14 protein-coding genes and 1 tRNA gene are annotated in these 14,471 nt (G+C 68.4%); 8 read left to right on the top strand and 7 right to left on the bottom strand.

The annotated features are described in order from the left end of the window. Positions 1-24 precede the first annotated feature (24 nt). Positions 25-747 (top strand): hypothetical protein, encoded by a 723-nt coding sequence (locus ACOEQ2_RS10770; protein WP_419727981.1) that lies wholly within the window; start codon positions 25-27, stop codon positions 745-747. A gap of 19 nt (positions 748-766) precedes the next feature. On the opposite strand, the gene aepY is transcribed toward ACOEQ2_RS10770, so the two are convergent. Genes aepY through aepX form a run of 3 tightly spaced genes read right to left on the bottom strand, consistent with a single transcriptional unit; the run spans position 767 to position 4,183 of the window. Next, positions 767-1,945, bottom strand: coding sequence for a phosphonopyruvate decarboxylase (gene aepY / locus ACOEQ2_RS10765; protein ID WP_419727980.1), 1,179 nt, complete (start codon positions 1,943-1,945; stop codon positions 767-769). A gap of 43 nt (positions 1,946-1,988) precedes the next feature. Beyond that, positions 1,989-2,351 carry a hypothetical protein gene (locus ACOEQ2_RS10760; protein WP_419727979.1) on the bottom strand — a complete coding sequence of 121 codons (363 nt, stop codon included), beginning with the start codon at positions 2,349-2,351 and terminating at the stop codon, positions 1,989-1,991. Next, a complete protein-coding gene (gene aepX / locus ACOEQ2_RS10755; protein WP_419727978.1) occupies positions 2,348-4,183 on the bottom strand; it encodes a phosphoenolpyruvate mutase in 1,836 nt (611 codons plus the stop codon). The genes ACOEQ2_RS10760 and aepX overlap by 4 nt, the downstream gene beginning before the upstream one ends. A gap of 78 nt (positions 4,184-4,261) precedes the next feature. Between aepX and ACOEQ2_RS10750 the strand changes: the two genes are divergently transcribed. The 4 genes from ACOEQ2_RS10750 to ACOEQ2_RS10735 all read left to right on the top strand — a co-directional run bounded on the left by ACOEQ2_RS10750 (position 4,262) and on the right by ACOEQ2_RS10735 (position 7,548). Further along, a complete protein-coding gene (locus tag ACOEQ2_RS10750) occupies positions 4,262-5,068 on the top strand; it encodes an NTP transferase domain-containing protein (RefSeq protein WP_419727977.1) in 807 nt (268 codons plus the stop codon). Further along, positions 5,065-5,862, top strand: coding sequence for a phytanoyl-CoA dioxygenase family protein (locus tag ACOEQ2_RS10745; protein WP_419727976.1), 798 nt, complete (start codon positions 5,065-5,067; stop codon positions 5,860-5,862). The genes ACOEQ2_RS10750 and ACOEQ2_RS10745 overlap by 4 nt, the downstream gene beginning before the upstream one ends. Positions 5,863-5,930: 68 nt before the next feature. Continuing rightward, positions 5,931-6,455, top strand: a complete 525-nt coding sequence (locus tag ACOEQ2_RS10740) for an N-acetyltransferase family protein (RefSeq protein ID WP_419727975.1) — start codon at positions 5,931-5,933, stop codon at positions 6,453-6,455. A gap of 145 nt (positions 6,456-6,600) precedes the next feature. Continuing rightward, a complete protein-coding gene (locus ACOEQ2_RS10735; protein WP_419727974.1) occupies positions 6,601-7,548 on the top strand; it encodes a VacJ family lipoprotein in 948 nt (315 codons plus the stop codon). Positions 7,549-7,569: 21 nt separating this feature from the next. On the opposite strand, the gene ACOEQ2_RS10730 is transcribed toward ACOEQ2_RS10735, so the two are convergent. The 3 genes from ACOEQ2_RS10730 to ACOEQ2_RS10720 all read right to left on the bottom strand — a co-directional run bounded on the left by ACOEQ2_RS10730 (position 7,570) and on the right by ACOEQ2_RS10720 (position 10,494). Then, positions 7,570-9,045, bottom strand: a complete 1,476-nt coding sequence (locus tag ACOEQ2_RS10730; RefSeq protein WP_419727973.1) for an FAD/NAD(P)-binding protein — start codon at positions 9,043-9,045, stop codon at positions 7,570-7,572. 151 nt (positions 9,046-9,196) lie between these two features. Further along, positions 9,197-10,177, bottom strand: coding sequence for a glycosyltransferase (locus ACOEQ2_RS10725; protein ID WP_419727972.1), 981 nt, complete (start codon positions 10,175-10,177; stop codon positions 9,197-9,199). Next, positions 10,174-10,494, bottom strand: coding sequence for a YggT family protein (locus ACOEQ2_RS10720; protein WP_419727971.1), 321 nt, complete (start codon positions 10,492-10,494; stop codon positions 10,174-10,176). Before ACOEQ2_RS10720 ends, ACOEQ2_RS10725 begins: the two co-directional genes overlap by 4 nt. Positions 10,495-10,651: 157 nt before the next feature. Here ACOEQ2_RS10720 and ACOEQ2_RS10715 point away from each other — a divergent pair. The 3 genes from ACOEQ2_RS10715 (at position 10,652) to ACOEQ2_RS10705 (ending at position 12,508) form a co-directional block, all read left to right on the top strand. After that, positions 10,652-10,727 (top strand) — tRNA-Ala (locus ACOEQ2_RS10715). Positions 10,728-10,769: 42 nt separating this feature from the next. Further along, positions 10,770-11,411 (top strand): methylthioribulose 1-phosphate dehydratase, encoded by a 642-nt coding sequence (locus tag ACOEQ2_RS10710; protein WP_419727970.1) that lies wholly within the window; start codon positions 10,770-10,772, stop codon positions 11,409-11,411. A gap of 71 nt (positions 11,412-11,482) precedes the next feature. After that, complete coding sequence (locus ACOEQ2_RS10705; protein ID WP_419727969.1) at positions 11,483-12,508, top strand: glycosyltransferase family 61 protein; 1,026 nt, start codon at positions 11,483-11,485, stop codon at positions 12,506-12,508. 3 nt (positions 12,509-12,511) lie between these two features. On the opposite strand, the gene ACOEQ2_RS10700 is transcribed toward ACOEQ2_RS10705, so the two are convergent. Beyond that, positions 12,512-14,431 (bottom strand): alpha-glucosidase/alpha-galactosidase, encoded by a 1,920-nt coding sequence (locus ACOEQ2_RS10700; protein ID WP_419727968.1) that lies wholly within the window; start codon positions 14,429-14,431, stop codon positions 12,512-12,514. Positions 14,432-14,471: the final 40 nt, after the last annotated feature.

The following is a 14,471-nucleotide window of genomic DNA, read 5'->3' as shown; positions in this document are numbered from 1 at the left end:
CAATAAGCAGCAGGGAGCCATACCATGGCACAGCGCACCATCACGCGCGCCTATGACAGCTACGAGGACGCGACTCGCGTCGTCACGGAGCTCGAGGCAGCAGGCGTTCCACATAGCGACATCAGCCTGGTCGGCCGTTCGGGCGCCATCGACACCGGCGTTCCGGGCACCGTGACGACGGCTGGCACCACCCCCGCCTACACCACGGCCGGCACCACCACGACGGGTACCACCACGACCGGCGCCACCACGACCGATCGTGTTGTCGCGCATGAGGAGAAGGTCGAGGACGCGGAGCAGGGTGCCGGAACCGGCGCCTCGATCGGCACCATCCTCGGCGGCGGCGCGGGCCTGCTGGCCGGCATCGGCTCGCTGGCGATCCCGGGTGTCGGCCCGGTCGTCGCAGCCGGCTGGCTGATCGCGACCCTGACCGGTGCCGGCGTCGGCGCGGCAGTCGGCGGTGGCGCCGGTGGCCTGGTCGGGATGCTGACCGGTGCAGGCGTTCCCGATGACGACGCCCATGTCTATGCCGAGACGGTTCGCCGTGGTGGCAACCTGGTGACCGTGCGCGTCGACGAGGACCGCGCGGCGATGGTCGAGAGCGTGCTGGATCGTCACGTTGCGATCGACACGACCACGCGTCGCGGCGAGTACCAGGCCGGCGGCTGGACCAGCCACGACGAGACCGCTGCTCCGTGGTCGCCGACCACCGACACGCGTGCCACCGACCTGCCGCCGCGTATCTGATGAAATGTCCCCGGGTGGTTCAGCCGCCCGGGGATTTTCGGCTGCCGGTGACGAACTCCCGGAAGCGCCGCGCAACGTCGTGCGGCGCGACAGTCGGCCGACCGAGAACGGCCATCGAGCCTGGCTTGATCCGGGCATGCAGCAGGACCGGACCGCCGTCTTCCAGCGCCTGGCGCAAGGCCAGGTCGAAGCCTGCGACGTCATCGACGGAGATCGCCGAGCGGTAGCCGCAGGCGAGAGCCACCGCGGCGAAATCAACCGACGCCGAGACCGTGCTCTGGCCTCCGGTGGAATCGTGGACACCGTTATCCAGCAGGACATGGATCAGGTTGCGCGGCTGCCGGGCACCGATGGTGGCGAGCGAGCCAAGCTTCATGAGCGCCGCACCGTCGCCGTCGAGCACCACGATCGGCCGCTCCGGCACTGTCAGCGCGACGCCCAGCGCCATGCCCGAAGCACCGCCCATCGAGCCGACCTGGTAGAGATGCTGCGGCCGATCCGACAGGGTGAACAGCTCGCGGCCGGACTTGCCGGTGGTGGCGATGACCGCGGCCTCCTCCGGCAGCAGCGCCAGCAGCCGCTCGAGCAGGGCCACGCGGGTGGGGCAGTCGCCGTGATGGCGCAAGTCGGTGCGGGTCCCGGCGGGCGGCAGGGAACGCGGCGTCTCGTCCAGGCTCTCCTCGGCCACGCTGCCCTGCTCCATGACCAGGCCGAAGGGCAGGCTGTCGGTATCGAAACGTACGAGAGCCGCATCGAGCGCCGGGCCGATCGCGGCAGGGTCGGACGGGAACGGCAGGTTCGGGACGCCGCACAGATCCAGCATGGACTGGGTGATCTGGCCCATCAGCACGTGCTGCGGCTCGTCCGGCCGACCGGGCTGGCCACGCCAGGTGGTGATCAGCAGCAGCGGGATCCGGAACGGTACATTCAACGATGTCAGCGGGTTGATGCAGTTGCCGAGCCCGGAGTTCTGGCACATCACCACCCCGCCGCGGCCACCGAGCCAGGCGCCGGACGCGATCGCCACCGCCTCGCCTTCGCTGGCGGCACCGACATAATCGAGGCCCGATCCGCCGCCGGAGCCACCGGCCGTGATGACCCGGTTGATCATCGGGGTCAGGAACGAGCACGGCACGCCGCTATAGAAGTCGAGGCCGCGCGCGGCGGCTGCGTCGATGAATGTCTGGGCCTGGATCATCCGCGGATTTAGACCGGATCCGCCGCCATCGGCCAGCCCGGCTTCAGTGCAGCGAAAGCTCGGGGGGCGCGACCTGGGTGGTCGATTGCGGGATGCGGCTGCCGGTCAGGGTGATCGAGCTGTTCCGGTTCGGCGTCCGGTTCACGAAGGCGATGTTCTGGGTGGTGGTGAGTTCCTGGTAGTACGGATCGCCGGTCAGGTCGACGGTGCGGGTGCCGGCGCACTCGTGTGCCGCGGTCGCGAACGGCTCCGAGCGGATCGGGTAGTCGTAGAGCCGGTGGATGCAGGCGGTGTCGCTCTCGCCCGCCAGCTTGACCGGACCCGCCTGCCTGTCGGACACGAACGAGCAGGCGGCGAGCAGCGATGCCAGCACCAGCGACAGGGCGCGGGCGCAGGCAGCCCTCAAGAGAAGTTCCGTGCGTCGGCGAGATCGGTCATGGTGTCGACGTCGAGCCAGTGGCCGGTGATGTAGTGCACCGCGACCGGATGCCGACGCATCAGCCGCTCGAGCAACGCCGGCATGTCCGCCTGGTCGGCCGAGCCATCCGCCTGCATCGCCACAAGCTCGGCGCGGACCAGGGCGGCACCCCGCGCGCTCAGCCGCATCAGCCCGATCCACTCGCCCATGCTGGCGTCTGCCGTGACGGCACCGATCGCCTGCAGGGTCGCCGGGGTGTCGTCCAGGTAGCTCGTCGAGAACGGCCGGTCGGCGAGCACCAGATCCTGCGGATGCGGGTTGTGGGCGCCGCGCTTGCCCTCGGCACGCTGCCGGAGCGCGTCCACGGCGATGACGATGTCGGCCTCGACCCCCATCAGGGCGTCCAGGATGTAGCGCCGGAACAGCACGTCCCCATACACCAGCACCGTCTCGCCGGTCAGGCGATCGGCCGCGCAGATGAGCGACGCGACCTCGCCGGTGGTCTCGTAGCGGTCGTTGTCCAGCAGGGTCAGCCCGGCCGCTGGCACGGTGTCCGGCCCGATCGCGTCCTTGGCGAACCCGCGCACCACGGCGATGTCGCGCACGCCGCTCTGCGCCAGGGTGTCCAGCAGCTGGCTCAGCAGCGGCCGGCCGCGGACGTCGACCATGCATTTCGGGCGGTCAGCGGTGAGCGGGCCCAGTGCGGCACCCTGCGAGGCGGCCAGCACGATGCCGCGGACCGGCACCTCCGGAGCGACCAGGTCGCCGGCGGCGCCGGTGGCCTCGGCAATCGCCGGGTCGGTGGCGATCGGCGCTCCGGTGACCGGCAGATAGCGGTCGCCGGCGGCTTCCAGCTCGTCATTGTCCATCAGCGCGAAGATGTCCTTCACGCTGGCGACGCGACCCTCGACCTGCACCAGGCTCTGGTCGGCGTGGATCTGGGCGGCGGTCTGGCGCATCGCGGTGATCGACGAGCGTACCAGGTGGTTGGCCCAGATCACGGTCGAGACGCCGGCGTTGCGGAAGGCGTCGGTGGGGGTGCCGTAGTACATGGTCGGCACGATCACCACCGGGCAGCGGTCGCCCCAGCGCTCCATGAAGCCGATGATCTCGTGCGCGGTACGCTTCTTGGAATGCATCAGGATCGCGTCGGCGCCGGCGCGATGGTACGCCTCGGCACGCCGCAGCGCCTCGTCCATCGAGTGGCCGGAGATCAGCGCCTCGACCCGGGCCACGATCGAGAAATCGTCGTCCGGCTGGCTGTCCTTGCCGGCCTTGATGCGGCCGCAGAATTCCTCGATGTCGGCGAGCGGCTGGGCCTCGCCGATGAAGCTGTTGGTTTTCGGGAACAGCTTGTCCTCGATGCAGACGCCGGCGACGCCGCGCTCGCACAGCTTGCGCACCAGGCGGCGGACGCTGTTGAAATTGCCGTAGCCGGTATCGCCGTCGAGCAGGATCGGCAGGCTGGTGGCGTCGGCCATGTACTCGACCTGCTCGAGCACCTGGGTCCACGACGCCTCGTTGTTGTCGCGCAGGCCGATCGACGCCGACATCGACAGGCCGGAGCCCCAGATGCCCTGGAAGCCGGCCTCCTCGACGATCTTGGCGGAGAGGCCGCTATGCGCCTCCATCAGGAAGGCGAGTTCCGGGCCTGACAGCAGCGCGCGGAGCCGGGCGAACCGCGAGGCAGGCGGCCATGCGGGCTGGCTCTCGACGCCGGCAGTGCCCTGGCGACCGGAGAAACTGGCGGAAACGCTGGTCTCCATGCCATCGGCCACGCGCGCCGGAGTGCCGCGCATCGCGTCAGTTTCCGTCGTCAATTTGCGCAATCCTCTCGAGAGTGTCATGTAAGCGCCACATCAACTGCATGATTCTGTCGCAAACGGCTACAAATAAAAATGAGCGTCACGTCCGGTGAACCGGCCTTCCCAAATGTGCTGATGCTCGCCGCCGGACGTGGACGCAGGCTCGGGCGTGATCCCGGGGAGGCACTGCCGAAGGTCCTGCTGCGCTTCGGCGGACGATCGTTGCTGGAGCGGCATCTGCAACGGCTGACCAGCGCCGGCGCCGGGCGCGTGCACCTGGTGGTCGGGTACAAATCGCAGCTGATCGAGGCGGAACTGGAGCGGCTCGGACGCCGTGCCGACGTCACCCTGATCCACAACCCGGATTGGCAGGAAGGCAGTGCCGTGTCGCTCGATGCCGGCCGCGCGGTGCTGCAGGCCGGCGGCCCGGTGGTACTGATGGACGGCGACGTGATCTACGGCCAGGCGTTGATCGAGCGGTTGTTCCGCAGCCGTCACGAGGCCGCCCTGCTGCTCGACCGTGAGCTCGAGCCGGGTGACGAGCCGGTCAAGATCTGCGTCGACGGACGGGGCCGGATCATCGATTTCGCCAAGCGACCAGAGGCCGCGCATGAATGGCACGGGGAATCGGTCGGGTTCTTCCGCTTCTCGGCCGGCGTCGCCGCCGGTCTGGCGGAGCGGTTACAGGCCACGATCGCGCAGCCGGGGGGTCGGGCGCTCGAATACGAGGAGCCGATCCGCGCGATGATACGCGAGGATGCCGAGCGGGACACATCGTCCGGACCGGCCATCTTCGGATTCGAGGACGTGAGCGGCCTGCCCTGGACGGAGATCGATTTCATGGAAGACATTGCCAAGGCGGAAGCCCTGTTGCCGTTTCTGGATGGAGTGCCGGCATGAACGCGATGTCTCAGTCACCGCAGCGCATGGGCGATCCGGCCAGCGCCCGCCTGCCGACCGCAGGCGAGATCGAGGCGATGCGGCGCGACGGCTACCTGGTCGTGCACGGGTTCTTTTCGCCGGCCGAAACCGGCACGCTGGTCGAGCTGACCGGCGAGATCGCGTCCGCGCCGGAAGTGGTGGGCGGCCAGATGGTCTATCACGAGGACAGCCTGCTGGTGCCGGGCCGCCGCGTGGTGCAGCGGATCGAGGATTTCTGCACCTACCACCCGGCGATGGACGAGGTCGCCCGGGCCGGCGCGCTGAGCCGCTGGTTGTCGGTGCTGATGGGCGGCGAGACGGTGCTGTTCAAGGACAAGATCAACTTCAAGTACCCGGGCGGTGACGGCTTCAAGGCACACCAGGACCAGCAGGCCGGCTGGACCAGCTACGCGCCGGTGTTCGTGACCGCGCTGGTGACCATCGATGCCGCCACGATCGAGAATGGCTGCCTGGAGATCGCCACCGCGCCGCGGGTGCAGGAGTTGATCGGCGCGGAGTGGACGCCGCTGTCCGAGGAGGCGCTGGGCCTGGTGCCGGTGCCGACGCAGCCGGGCGACGTCATCTTCTTCGACAGCTTCGTGCCGCATGCCTCGAAGCCGAACCTCACCGATGGCGCCAGGCGGGTGCTGTACCTCACCTACAACATGGCCGAGGCCGGCGACCACCGTCGCCGCTACTTCGACGAGAAGCGCGCGGCCTTCCCGCCGGACATCGAGCGTGCGCCCGGCGCCAGCTACGTGTTCCGGGTGTAGCTCGAGGCTTCGTTCGGGTGGGTAGCCCGCCCCTGAACGACGTCCGGGCGCCGGAACGGGCCTCCGCCTTGATCATCAGGAACGCCGAGGCCGCCGACGCGGACGCGATCGCGCGGATCATCGTGCCGACGATCCGGGATGGCACGACCTACTGCCTCGACCCCGGCATGAGCGAGGCGGATGCCCTGTCCTACTGGATGGGACCGGACAGGGAGACCTTCGTCGCCCTGGACGAGGGACGCATCGTCGGCACCTACTTCATGCGGCCCAACCAGGGCGGTGGCGGAAGTCATGTCTGCAACTGCGGCTACATGACCTCCGCGACGGCGGTGGGCCGGGGCATTGCCGGCGGCATGTGCCGGCACTCGCTCGACCATGCACGCTCGCGCGGCTACCGGGCCATGCAGTTCAACTTCGTTGTCAGCACCAATGAGCGGGCGATCCGTTTGTGGCAGCGGATGGGCTTCGAGATCGTCGGCCGGCTGCCGGGTGCGTTCTACCATCCGGCAATCGGCCATGTCGATGCCCTGGTGATGTTCCAGCGGCTTCAGGATGCGCCGTCCCGCAGCCCTCCCGGCCGTCCGACCGAGTGAATCCCCCCCGGGGTGCTTCACACTCGCCTGCACTTCGTGGCCGACCTGTGGCAGCGCTGCTCTTCCCCGCGAGCCCGGTAGCTTCTACTCATTCCCGACGAGACCGCGCCCGAACGTGCGCGACGGCAAGAGCGGGGGAGGCACGATGCGGCAGATGATCCGGGCGAGGCGAGAGGGCCGCATTGCCGGCCGGCGTGACCTCACGGCACTCGTTTCGCGAATCGCAGCCCTGGCGGTCTCGCTGTCCGTGGTCGGGTGCGCGACACCGCCGCCTGCCAGCGATCCGGAAGCGCTGGCCGACTACAAGGCCACCAACGATCCGTACGAGCCGACGAACCGGGTGTTCTACGCGTTCAATGACGGGCTGCTGACCTACGTGCTGACGCCGGTGGCGCGCGGCTACAACTACGTGTTCCCGGCGCCGGTCCGCACCGGCATCCACAACGTGCTGAACAACCTCGCCTCACCGGTGCAGTTCGCCAACGACGTGCTGGAGACCAAGCCGCGTCGTGCCGGCGACACCTTCGTCCGCTTCATCGTGAACTCGACCGCCGGTGTCGGTGGCGTGTTCGACGTGGCCAAGCTGATCGGCTACCGCGACCATTCCGCCGAGGGCGCCACCACCCTGGCACTCTGGGGGATCCCGGCCGGGCCCTATCTCTATCTGCCGGTGTTCGGTCCGTCCGGCGTGCGCGACGGCGTCGGCCGCGGCGTCGACACCCTGGTCAGCCCGTACACCTGGGTGGCGTTCAACGGCATCAACCACCTGAACGACATCTCGACCGGGCTTGCCGCGGTCGATGGCATAGCCCCGCATATCGACGACCTCAAGAAGCTCAACGAGCAGGCGCTCGACCCGTACGCGACGCAGCGTTCGCTCTACCGGCAGATCCGCCAGACCGACATCGACGCGGTGCGCAACGACCGGCGCGCCACCGTTCCGGACTGGTATCCGCAGGCCGACAACACCGTCGCCGAGGGTCCGCCGCCGGACAGCGCTAACATGGGCCACGGCACGCTGCCTGCGCCGACGGTCAGTCCGGTGGTCGGCAATCTGCGCGGCCAGGACTCGCCGGCGGCCGCACCGCAGTAGCGAACCGGTCCCGCGCCTGGCTCAGGCTGGCGCGGGTGTCGGCAGCGGGCGCACCAGTGCGGCGAGCTGGCCCGCGAGGAACTCGGCCTGCTGGCGGATGTCGGGCACCGCGGTCATTTCCCAGAAGGTGCCCTTGGTCATCGGGCCGACTGCGAACAGCCGCCTCGAGATCGACCCGTCGCGATCGAGCAGCGCACAGTTCGCGGTAACGTCGAGCCCGAGGCAGAGCGGGTCCGGCCGCACCAGGCCTTTCTCCAGCAGCGTGCGCACCAGCGGGTCGCGGATCCGGCTGTAGTCGGCATCCGGTCCGGCGCAGTTGATCACCCGGCCGACCGTCAGGCTGTCGAGCTCATCCTTGAAGCGCGGTCGGAACACCACCTCGACCAGCCCGCCCGGCAGGCCCTCCCGATAGGAACGGATCCGGCCTGCCCGCACCCGCAACTGTCCGCTGGCACGCGCCGCCTCGATGCGATCGGCGACCGGCCCGGATACGCGATGCCGATGCGTGTCCCACCACGGACGCAGGTGGCGCAGGAAGCGCTGCCGGTCCTTGAGGCACATCGCCTGCCAGATCTCGGTGGTGATCGGCCTGATCTCGTCGATCACCGAATGCCAGCTGCCGCCACACGCCGCCTGGCGCCGGCTGCTGCGGCGAAGCGCCCTGGTGAGGGTGTTGAGCCGGGTGGGGAAGGCGTCGCTTTCCGGCGCCGGACTGCCTCCGCTGGCATGCCGGTGCGGCATCAGCCCACGACGCGACAAGGCGGTGATGGGTCCGCGGTGGCCCTGGTCGAGCAGCGAGATGATGGTGTCGATGGTGGTCAGGCCGGTGCCGATCAGCATCACCGGCAGGTCGGGATCGAGGTCGGACACGGTGTCCGGGCCCCAGGGATCGGCCTTGTAGAGCGGGCTGTCGTAGAAAGCCGGGTCATCGACAGAGGGGGCCGCCGGCGGGAAGTTGCCGGTCGCCAGCACCGCGCGGTCGGCGTTGACGGTGCGGTTGCGATCCAGCGTCAGGGTCAGGCCGCCGCCGTTGGGCGTGATGTCGAGCACGTCGCCGCGCACCAGGTCGAGCTGGTCGCCGTGCCCGGGCACCTTCATCTCGAGATTGACCAGGTGGCGCACGTAGCGGCCGAACATGTGGCGGGGCACGAAGGTGCCGGGTGCCGGCGTGATGCCGCAGAGCTCGGCCGGGGTGAGCGATTGCAGCCAGTGCAGGAAGTCGAGCGGGCGGGAGTGGAACGCGCTCATCTTGCCGGCCGGCACGTTCAGCAGGTGGCTGGAGTTGCCGCTGGAGTACGCGGCGCCGCGGCCGAACTGGGCGTTGCGCTCGATCAGGATGACGCGGGTATGCGGCGGGCTGCGCTGCAGCAGGTGGAGTGCCAGCAGGGTGCCGCTGAACCCGGCGCCGACGATGGCGATCCGCGCACTGACCGGCCCGGAGGGGTTGGAAGCCGGGAAGGCGCCGGAGATGGTGCCGGGAGCGGCCATCTCGTTCATGCGCGACAGGATTTCGTCAGAGGATGCGGCATCGCCACGGACATCTCCTTTGCGGGGTCACGCAGAGCCGGGTGATCCCGTTGGCCCGGAGGCAAGCAGCTTGCGCGCGCAGGGTAAAGCAAATTCGGGCCGTGCGCCCGGTTGCGGTGTCTCAGCCGGCGACGCCCGGATCGCTTTCCGGGCCGCGGTGACTGAGATAGGCCAGCCGCTTGAACTCCAGCCGGCCGCGGGTCACGCTGTCCAGGATCAGGCCGCATACGAAGCTCAGGCACGCGATCATCACCAGCCCGACTGCGAGCACCGCACTCGGCAGCTTGGGCACACGGCCGGTGGCCAGGAACTGCAGCACCACGGGGACGCCGAAGGCCAGGCCGGCGACCAGCAGCACCAGCCCGATGACGGAGAAGAACGCGAACGGACGTTCCTGCTTCATCAGGACGATGATGGTGCGCAGGATGCGGATGCCGTCGCGGTAGGTGCGCAGCTTGGAGGTGGAGCCTTCCTGGCGCTCGATGTAGCGGGTCGGCAGCTCGGCGATCGGCATGCGCAGCTCGAGCGCGTGCACGGTGAGCTCGGTCTCGGTCTCGAAGCCGGCCGACAAGGCGGGGAACGACTTCACGAACCGGCGCGAGAACACCCGGTAGCCGGACAGCATGTCGGACAGCCGCTTGCCGAAGATGGTGTTCACGAGGCCCGTCAGCACCCGGTTGCCGAGCACGTGGCCGCGCCTGTAGGCGGCGGTACGGTCGGTCACCCGAGAGGCGTTGACCATGTCGAGGCCGCCCTCGCGCAGGCGCTGGATCAGGGCCGGTGCGGCCTGCGCGTCGTAGGTACCGTCGCCATCGACCAGCACGTAGAGGTCGGCCTCGATGTCGGCGAACATCCGGCGCACGACATGGCCCTTGCCCTGCAGCGTCTCGATCCGGACCACGGCACCGGCGGCGCGGGCGACCTCGCGGGTGCCGTCGCTGGAATTGTTGTCGTACACATGGATGGTGGCGGTCGGCAGCGCCGAGCGGAAGTCGCGCACCACCTGGCCGATGGCGACTTCCTCGTTGTAGCAGGGGATCAGCACGGCAATGCGGACGGACCTGGCTATGCCCGCCACCGCGCCTGCCGGAGCACCGCTCAAGAGAAGAATTGCTGCGTCGAGTGGGTGAGGATGGCCACCTCGACCGCGACCAGCAGCGGCACCAGCAGGTACTGCACCACGAGCAGCACGACCAGCGGGCTCAGGTCGACATTGCCGAACTGCGGCAGGATGCGACGGACCGGCGCCAGCACCGGCTCGGTCGCCCGATACAGGAATTCGCCGATGCTGCGCACCAGGCGGTTGCGGTTGTCCAGCACCCCGAAGGCGAACAGCAGGCTGAACAGGCACGAGATCAGCAACACCGCGACATAGATGCGGATCACCAGAAACAGCAACGCGAAGATGGCCGTGATCACGGCGTGGTCCTTTTAGGTCGTTCGGAGCAGCCGGAAGCTACCCATACGGATGCGCCGGTGCAACGGCCGGACGGCACGAGGCTGTCGAACCGTGCCGGCTGGCGGTGCGGCCCTTGACTTGCCCCCCGCCTTGGCTATTAACCGCTGCCTGCACGGCGGGGCTGTAGCTCAGTTGGGAGAGCGCCTCGTTCGCAATGAGGAGGTCAGCGGTTCGATCCCGCTCAGCTCCACCACCGCCTGCAGGTCGGGTTACCAAGGCCGGGCCGCTGGATGGGATGAGAACCTTGGACCTCGCCCCCGATGATGCGGCGTTCGACGCCGCTGCCGACCAGATCATCGCGGCCGGGCAGCGGATGGACCGGTTCGGCTGGGTGCCCTCGTTCGGCGGCAATATCAGCGCCCGGCTCGACGAAGAGACCATCGCGATCACCCGGAGTGGCGGGCGCAAGGGCTTCCTCGCACGCGACAACGTGATCCGGGTCGACCTGGCTGGAATGCCGTTGCGGGACGGCGACCGTCCGAGTGCGGAAACCACGCTGCATTGCCAGATCTACCGGCTGGTGCCCTGGGCCGGCGCGGTGCTGCACGGACATTCGGTGGTGGCGACGGTGCTGTCGCGGCTGGTGTCCGGTGCCGGCATCCGGTTCAGCGGCTACGAGATGATCAAGGCGTTCGAGGGTCAGGTGACGCACGACACCACGGCGATCCTGCCGGTGTTCGACAACAGCCAGGACATGCAACAGCTCGCGACCACCGTCGGGCCGCGGATCTCGAGCGAGGTTCCGGGTTACCTGTTGCGTGGTCACGGCGTGTATGCCTGGGGCCGCACGGTGGAGCAGGCGACGGCGAATTTCGAGGCGATCGAGTTCCTCCTGGCCTGCGAGCTCGAGACCCTGAAGGTGCGGCCGGCCTCCTGAGGGCGGGACTTGCTGGCGAACCGCCCGGTGGCTAAGCCTGTTGCCGGTGCAGATACCGGCGGGACGGGTTCATGCCTCTGACGGATGTCGGTCAACTCATCGGCGACTATGCGGTGATCGCGGACGATCCCGACGTGCTGACCATGCGGAATGTCATCTACACGCCATTCGGCGAAGCCGGCCCGCATTGGGGGCTGTTCGACCATGGCCGCAAGCTGATCACCCAGGCCGCGTTCTGGCAGGGTGGCGCGCCCCGCACCCCGTCGCAGGTGCCGATCACCCGGCTGTCATGGCGCGAGGTCACCGAGGAGGCACCCGACCCGTCCTATATCTATGGCGGGATCATGCACGAGCATTACGGGCATTTCCTGCTCTCGACATACTCGCGTTATTGGAACCACGCGCTTCTTGCAGATACCAGCAGGAAGATCCTGTACCATTCCGATCACAACATGGAATTCTGGTTTGCCCGCCCCTACGTCGCGGCGATCCTCGGCGGGCTTGGTCTGTCGCCGGACCGGTTCGTGCGCTTTCACACATCGTTGCGAGTACGCGAGATCATCCTGCCGGCGCCGGGGATGGAGGAAGCGGGTTTCGTCTACACGGGGTTCGCCAGCGCCAGCAACGCGCTGGGCCGCCGCATCGCCGAGCGGCATATCGGCCCGGCTTCGGATCGGCCGGCTTATCTTTCCAAGGCGAAACTCACCAGCGGTGTCGGGCACATCGTCAACGAGCAGGAATTCACCGACGTGCTGGCGGCGGCCGGCGTGCAGATCCTGCATCCGGAAGAGATGAACTTCGGCGAGCAGATCTCGGTGTTCTATAATCATCCGATCGTGTGCGGACAGACCGGCTCGGCATTGCACACCAGTCTGTTCGCGCCTGGCCGGCGAATCGTCGGGCTGTCGTTCATCAACAGCAATTTCTCCAGCTATCCGATGATCGACGAGGCGAACGGCACGCGCAGCCGCTACGTGTTTCCGAGCGAGGAGATCGTCGAGGTGGCCGATGCCGGGCAGTTCCGAAACAGCTTCCGGCTGACCGATCCGGCCAGGACCGCCGAGGAGTTCCTGGCGATCCTGGCGGACAGCGCCTGAGCCTCAGGCGAACAGCGATTCCGGCAGCCAGGCGCGGTGGGCTTCCAGAAGCTCGTTGACCAGGCTGCTGATCTGCTCGAGGTCGAGCTCCGCGGCGGTATGCGGATCCAGCATCGCGGCGTGCAGGATGTGCTCCCGCCGGCCGGTCAGGGCGGCCTCTACGGTCAATGACTGCACGTTGATGTTGGTCTGCATCAGGGCGGCCAGGTGCAGCGGCAGCTTGCCGACATGCACCGGGCGCAAGCCGTTGCCGTCGACCAGGCATGGCACCTCGACGCAGGCGTCCTGCGGCAGATTGTCGATCAGGCCGGAGTTCGGCACGTTGCCGTAGATCACCGCAGGTTCGCCGGTTTCGATCGCGTTGATGATGCGGCCGCCATACTCGTTGCTTCGCACCACCGGCATCGGCCGGCCCAGGTCCTGCAGCTCCCGCTCCTGCGCGCCCCACGCGGCGATCTGCAGCTCGCACCGGCGCGGATATTCGTCGAGCGGGATGTTGAAGCGGCCGATCAGCTCCTTGCGGTTCTGCTTGATGTACCACGGGACATATTCGGCGATGTGCTCGCTGGATTCCGTCACGAAATAGCCGAGCCGCTTGAGCAGGTCGTAGCGGACGCGGTTATGCGGCGGCACCCGGCCCTCGGCGGCGACCTGGCGGATCCGCGGATACAGGTCCTCGCCGCCGCTGGCGAAGCGCAGATAGAACGACATGTGGTTGATGCCGGCGGCCAGGTAGTCGATCGAACCCAGATCCACACCGATATCGCGCGCCAGCTCCTCGGCGGTGCCCTGCACGCTGTGGCAGAGCCCGACGGTCTGGATCCGGCTGCTGCGACTCAGCGCCCAGCAGTTCATCGCCATCGGGTTGACGTAGTTCAAATGCAGCACGTCGGGGCAACGACGCTCCATTTCCGCGGTCATGCCGACCAGCACCGGGATCGTGCGAAGTGCGCGCATGATGCCGCCGATGCCGAGGGTGTCGGCGATGGTCTGGCGCAGGCCGTAGCGGTTGGGGATCTCGAAATCGGTCACCGTGCAGGGCCGGTAGCCGCCGACCTGCACCATGTTGATGGCGTAATCCGCACCGTCGAGCGCGCGGCCGAGATCGGTGGTGGTCTCGATGCTGGCCCCTGCCCCGAGCGTCTGGACGATCCGGCCGGCCACGACCTCGGACACACGCAGGCGCTCGGGGTCGATGTCGTACAGGCAGATGCGGCTCGACGAGAGCGCCGGTTCGCTCAGGATGTCGCCGAGCAGGTTCTTGGCGAACACCGTGCTGCCGGCGCCGATGAACACGATGCGCGGGCCGGTTGCCTTGTGTCGGAGGATCTGGCCGCCCTGCTGGCGCTCGGGGTTGAGGGTGGCGTCGGCCAGCATCTGCCGGCTGCGCGCGACGGTAGCGGCAGCCGGTCCGGCCAGTGCCGGGTTGCGCGACAACGCCATGAGGGCGCGTGACACGGTGTCGGCATCGGCGCGGCCGAGGGCGTCCAGGGTGTTCGCCTGACGAGCCTCGGCCAGCACCGGCGCGTAGATCTCGAGCCCGCGGGTTCGGCCTTCCGAATCCACGGCGGCGACGTCGACGGTGCCGTCGAGCAGCTCCTCGGGCAGTGCCAGGCCGGTGAAATCGAGCGCGAAGGCGGCGTCGATCAGCTCGTCCTGGGTGACGTCGATGCGCGGTCCGGACGGCAGCACCTCGGCCAGAACCGCCTCGCCACGCCGCAGCACGACGCGCAGGTCGCTGGCGTAGTGCTCGCCGCGCCGCTTGACGACCCACCCGCTGATCCGGCCGGACAGTTTGAAGCCGTCGATCGCGCCGAAAATCTCCGGTTCGGCTTGCGGCACCGGCTCCGGGCTCGGCGCCGACGCCTGCTCCGGCTCCTGGTTGGAAGGCGGCGCGTGGCCGGTCGCGTGGTCATCCGGCATGTCGATCTCCTGGCAGGCCTCTAGACCATGGAGCATACGG

It is taken from the genome of Lichenicola sp. (assembly GCF_965198575.1).
Taxonomy (GTDB): domain Bacteria; phylum Pseudomonadota; class Alphaproteobacteria; order Acetobacterales; family Acetobacteraceae; genus Lichenicola.
The sequence above is the reverse complement of the archived record's forward strand: the minus strand, read 5'-3'. Positions and strand labels throughout refer to the sequence as shown.

Excerpts from the sequence above, each read along its gene's own strand:
- ACOEQ2_RS10700 (WP_419727968.1), bottom strand. The coding sequence starts at position 14,431 with ATGCCGGATGACCACGCGACCGGCCACGCGCCGCCTTCCAACCAGGAG.
- aepY (WP_419727980.1), bottom strand. The coding sequence starts at position 1,945 with ATGATCCAGGCCCAGACATTCATCGACGCAGCCGCCGCGCGCGGCCTC.
- ACOEQ2_RS10705 (WP_419727969.1), top strand. The coding sequence starts at position 11,483 with ATGCCTCTGACGGATGTCGGTCAACTCATCGGCGACTATGCGGTGATC.
- ACOEQ2_RS10770 (WP_419727981.1), top strand. The coding sequence starts at position 25 with ATGGCACAGCGCACCATCACGCGCGCCTATGACAGCTACGAGGACGCG.
- ACOEQ2_RS10745 (WP_419727976.1), top strand. The coding sequence starts at position 5,065 with ATGAACGCGATGTCTCAGTCACCGCAGCGCATGGGCGATCCGGCCAGC.
- ACOEQ2_RS10710 (WP_419727970.1), top strand. The coding sequence starts at position 10,770 with ATGAGAACCTTGGACCTCGCCCCCGATGATGCGGCGTTCGACGCCGCT.
- ACOEQ2_RS10735 (WP_419727974.1), top strand. The coding sequence starts at position 6,601 with ATGCGGCAGATGATCCGGGCGAGGCGAGAGGGCCGCATTGCCGGCCGG.
- ACOEQ2_RS10750 (WP_419727977.1), top strand. The coding sequence starts at position 4,262 with ATGAGCGTCACGTCCGGTGAACCGGCCTTCCCAAATGTGCTGATGCTC.
- ACOEQ2_RS10730 (WP_419727973.1), bottom strand. The coding sequence starts at position 9,045 with ATGAACGAGATGGCCGCTCCCGGCACCATCTCCGGCGCCTTCCCGGCT.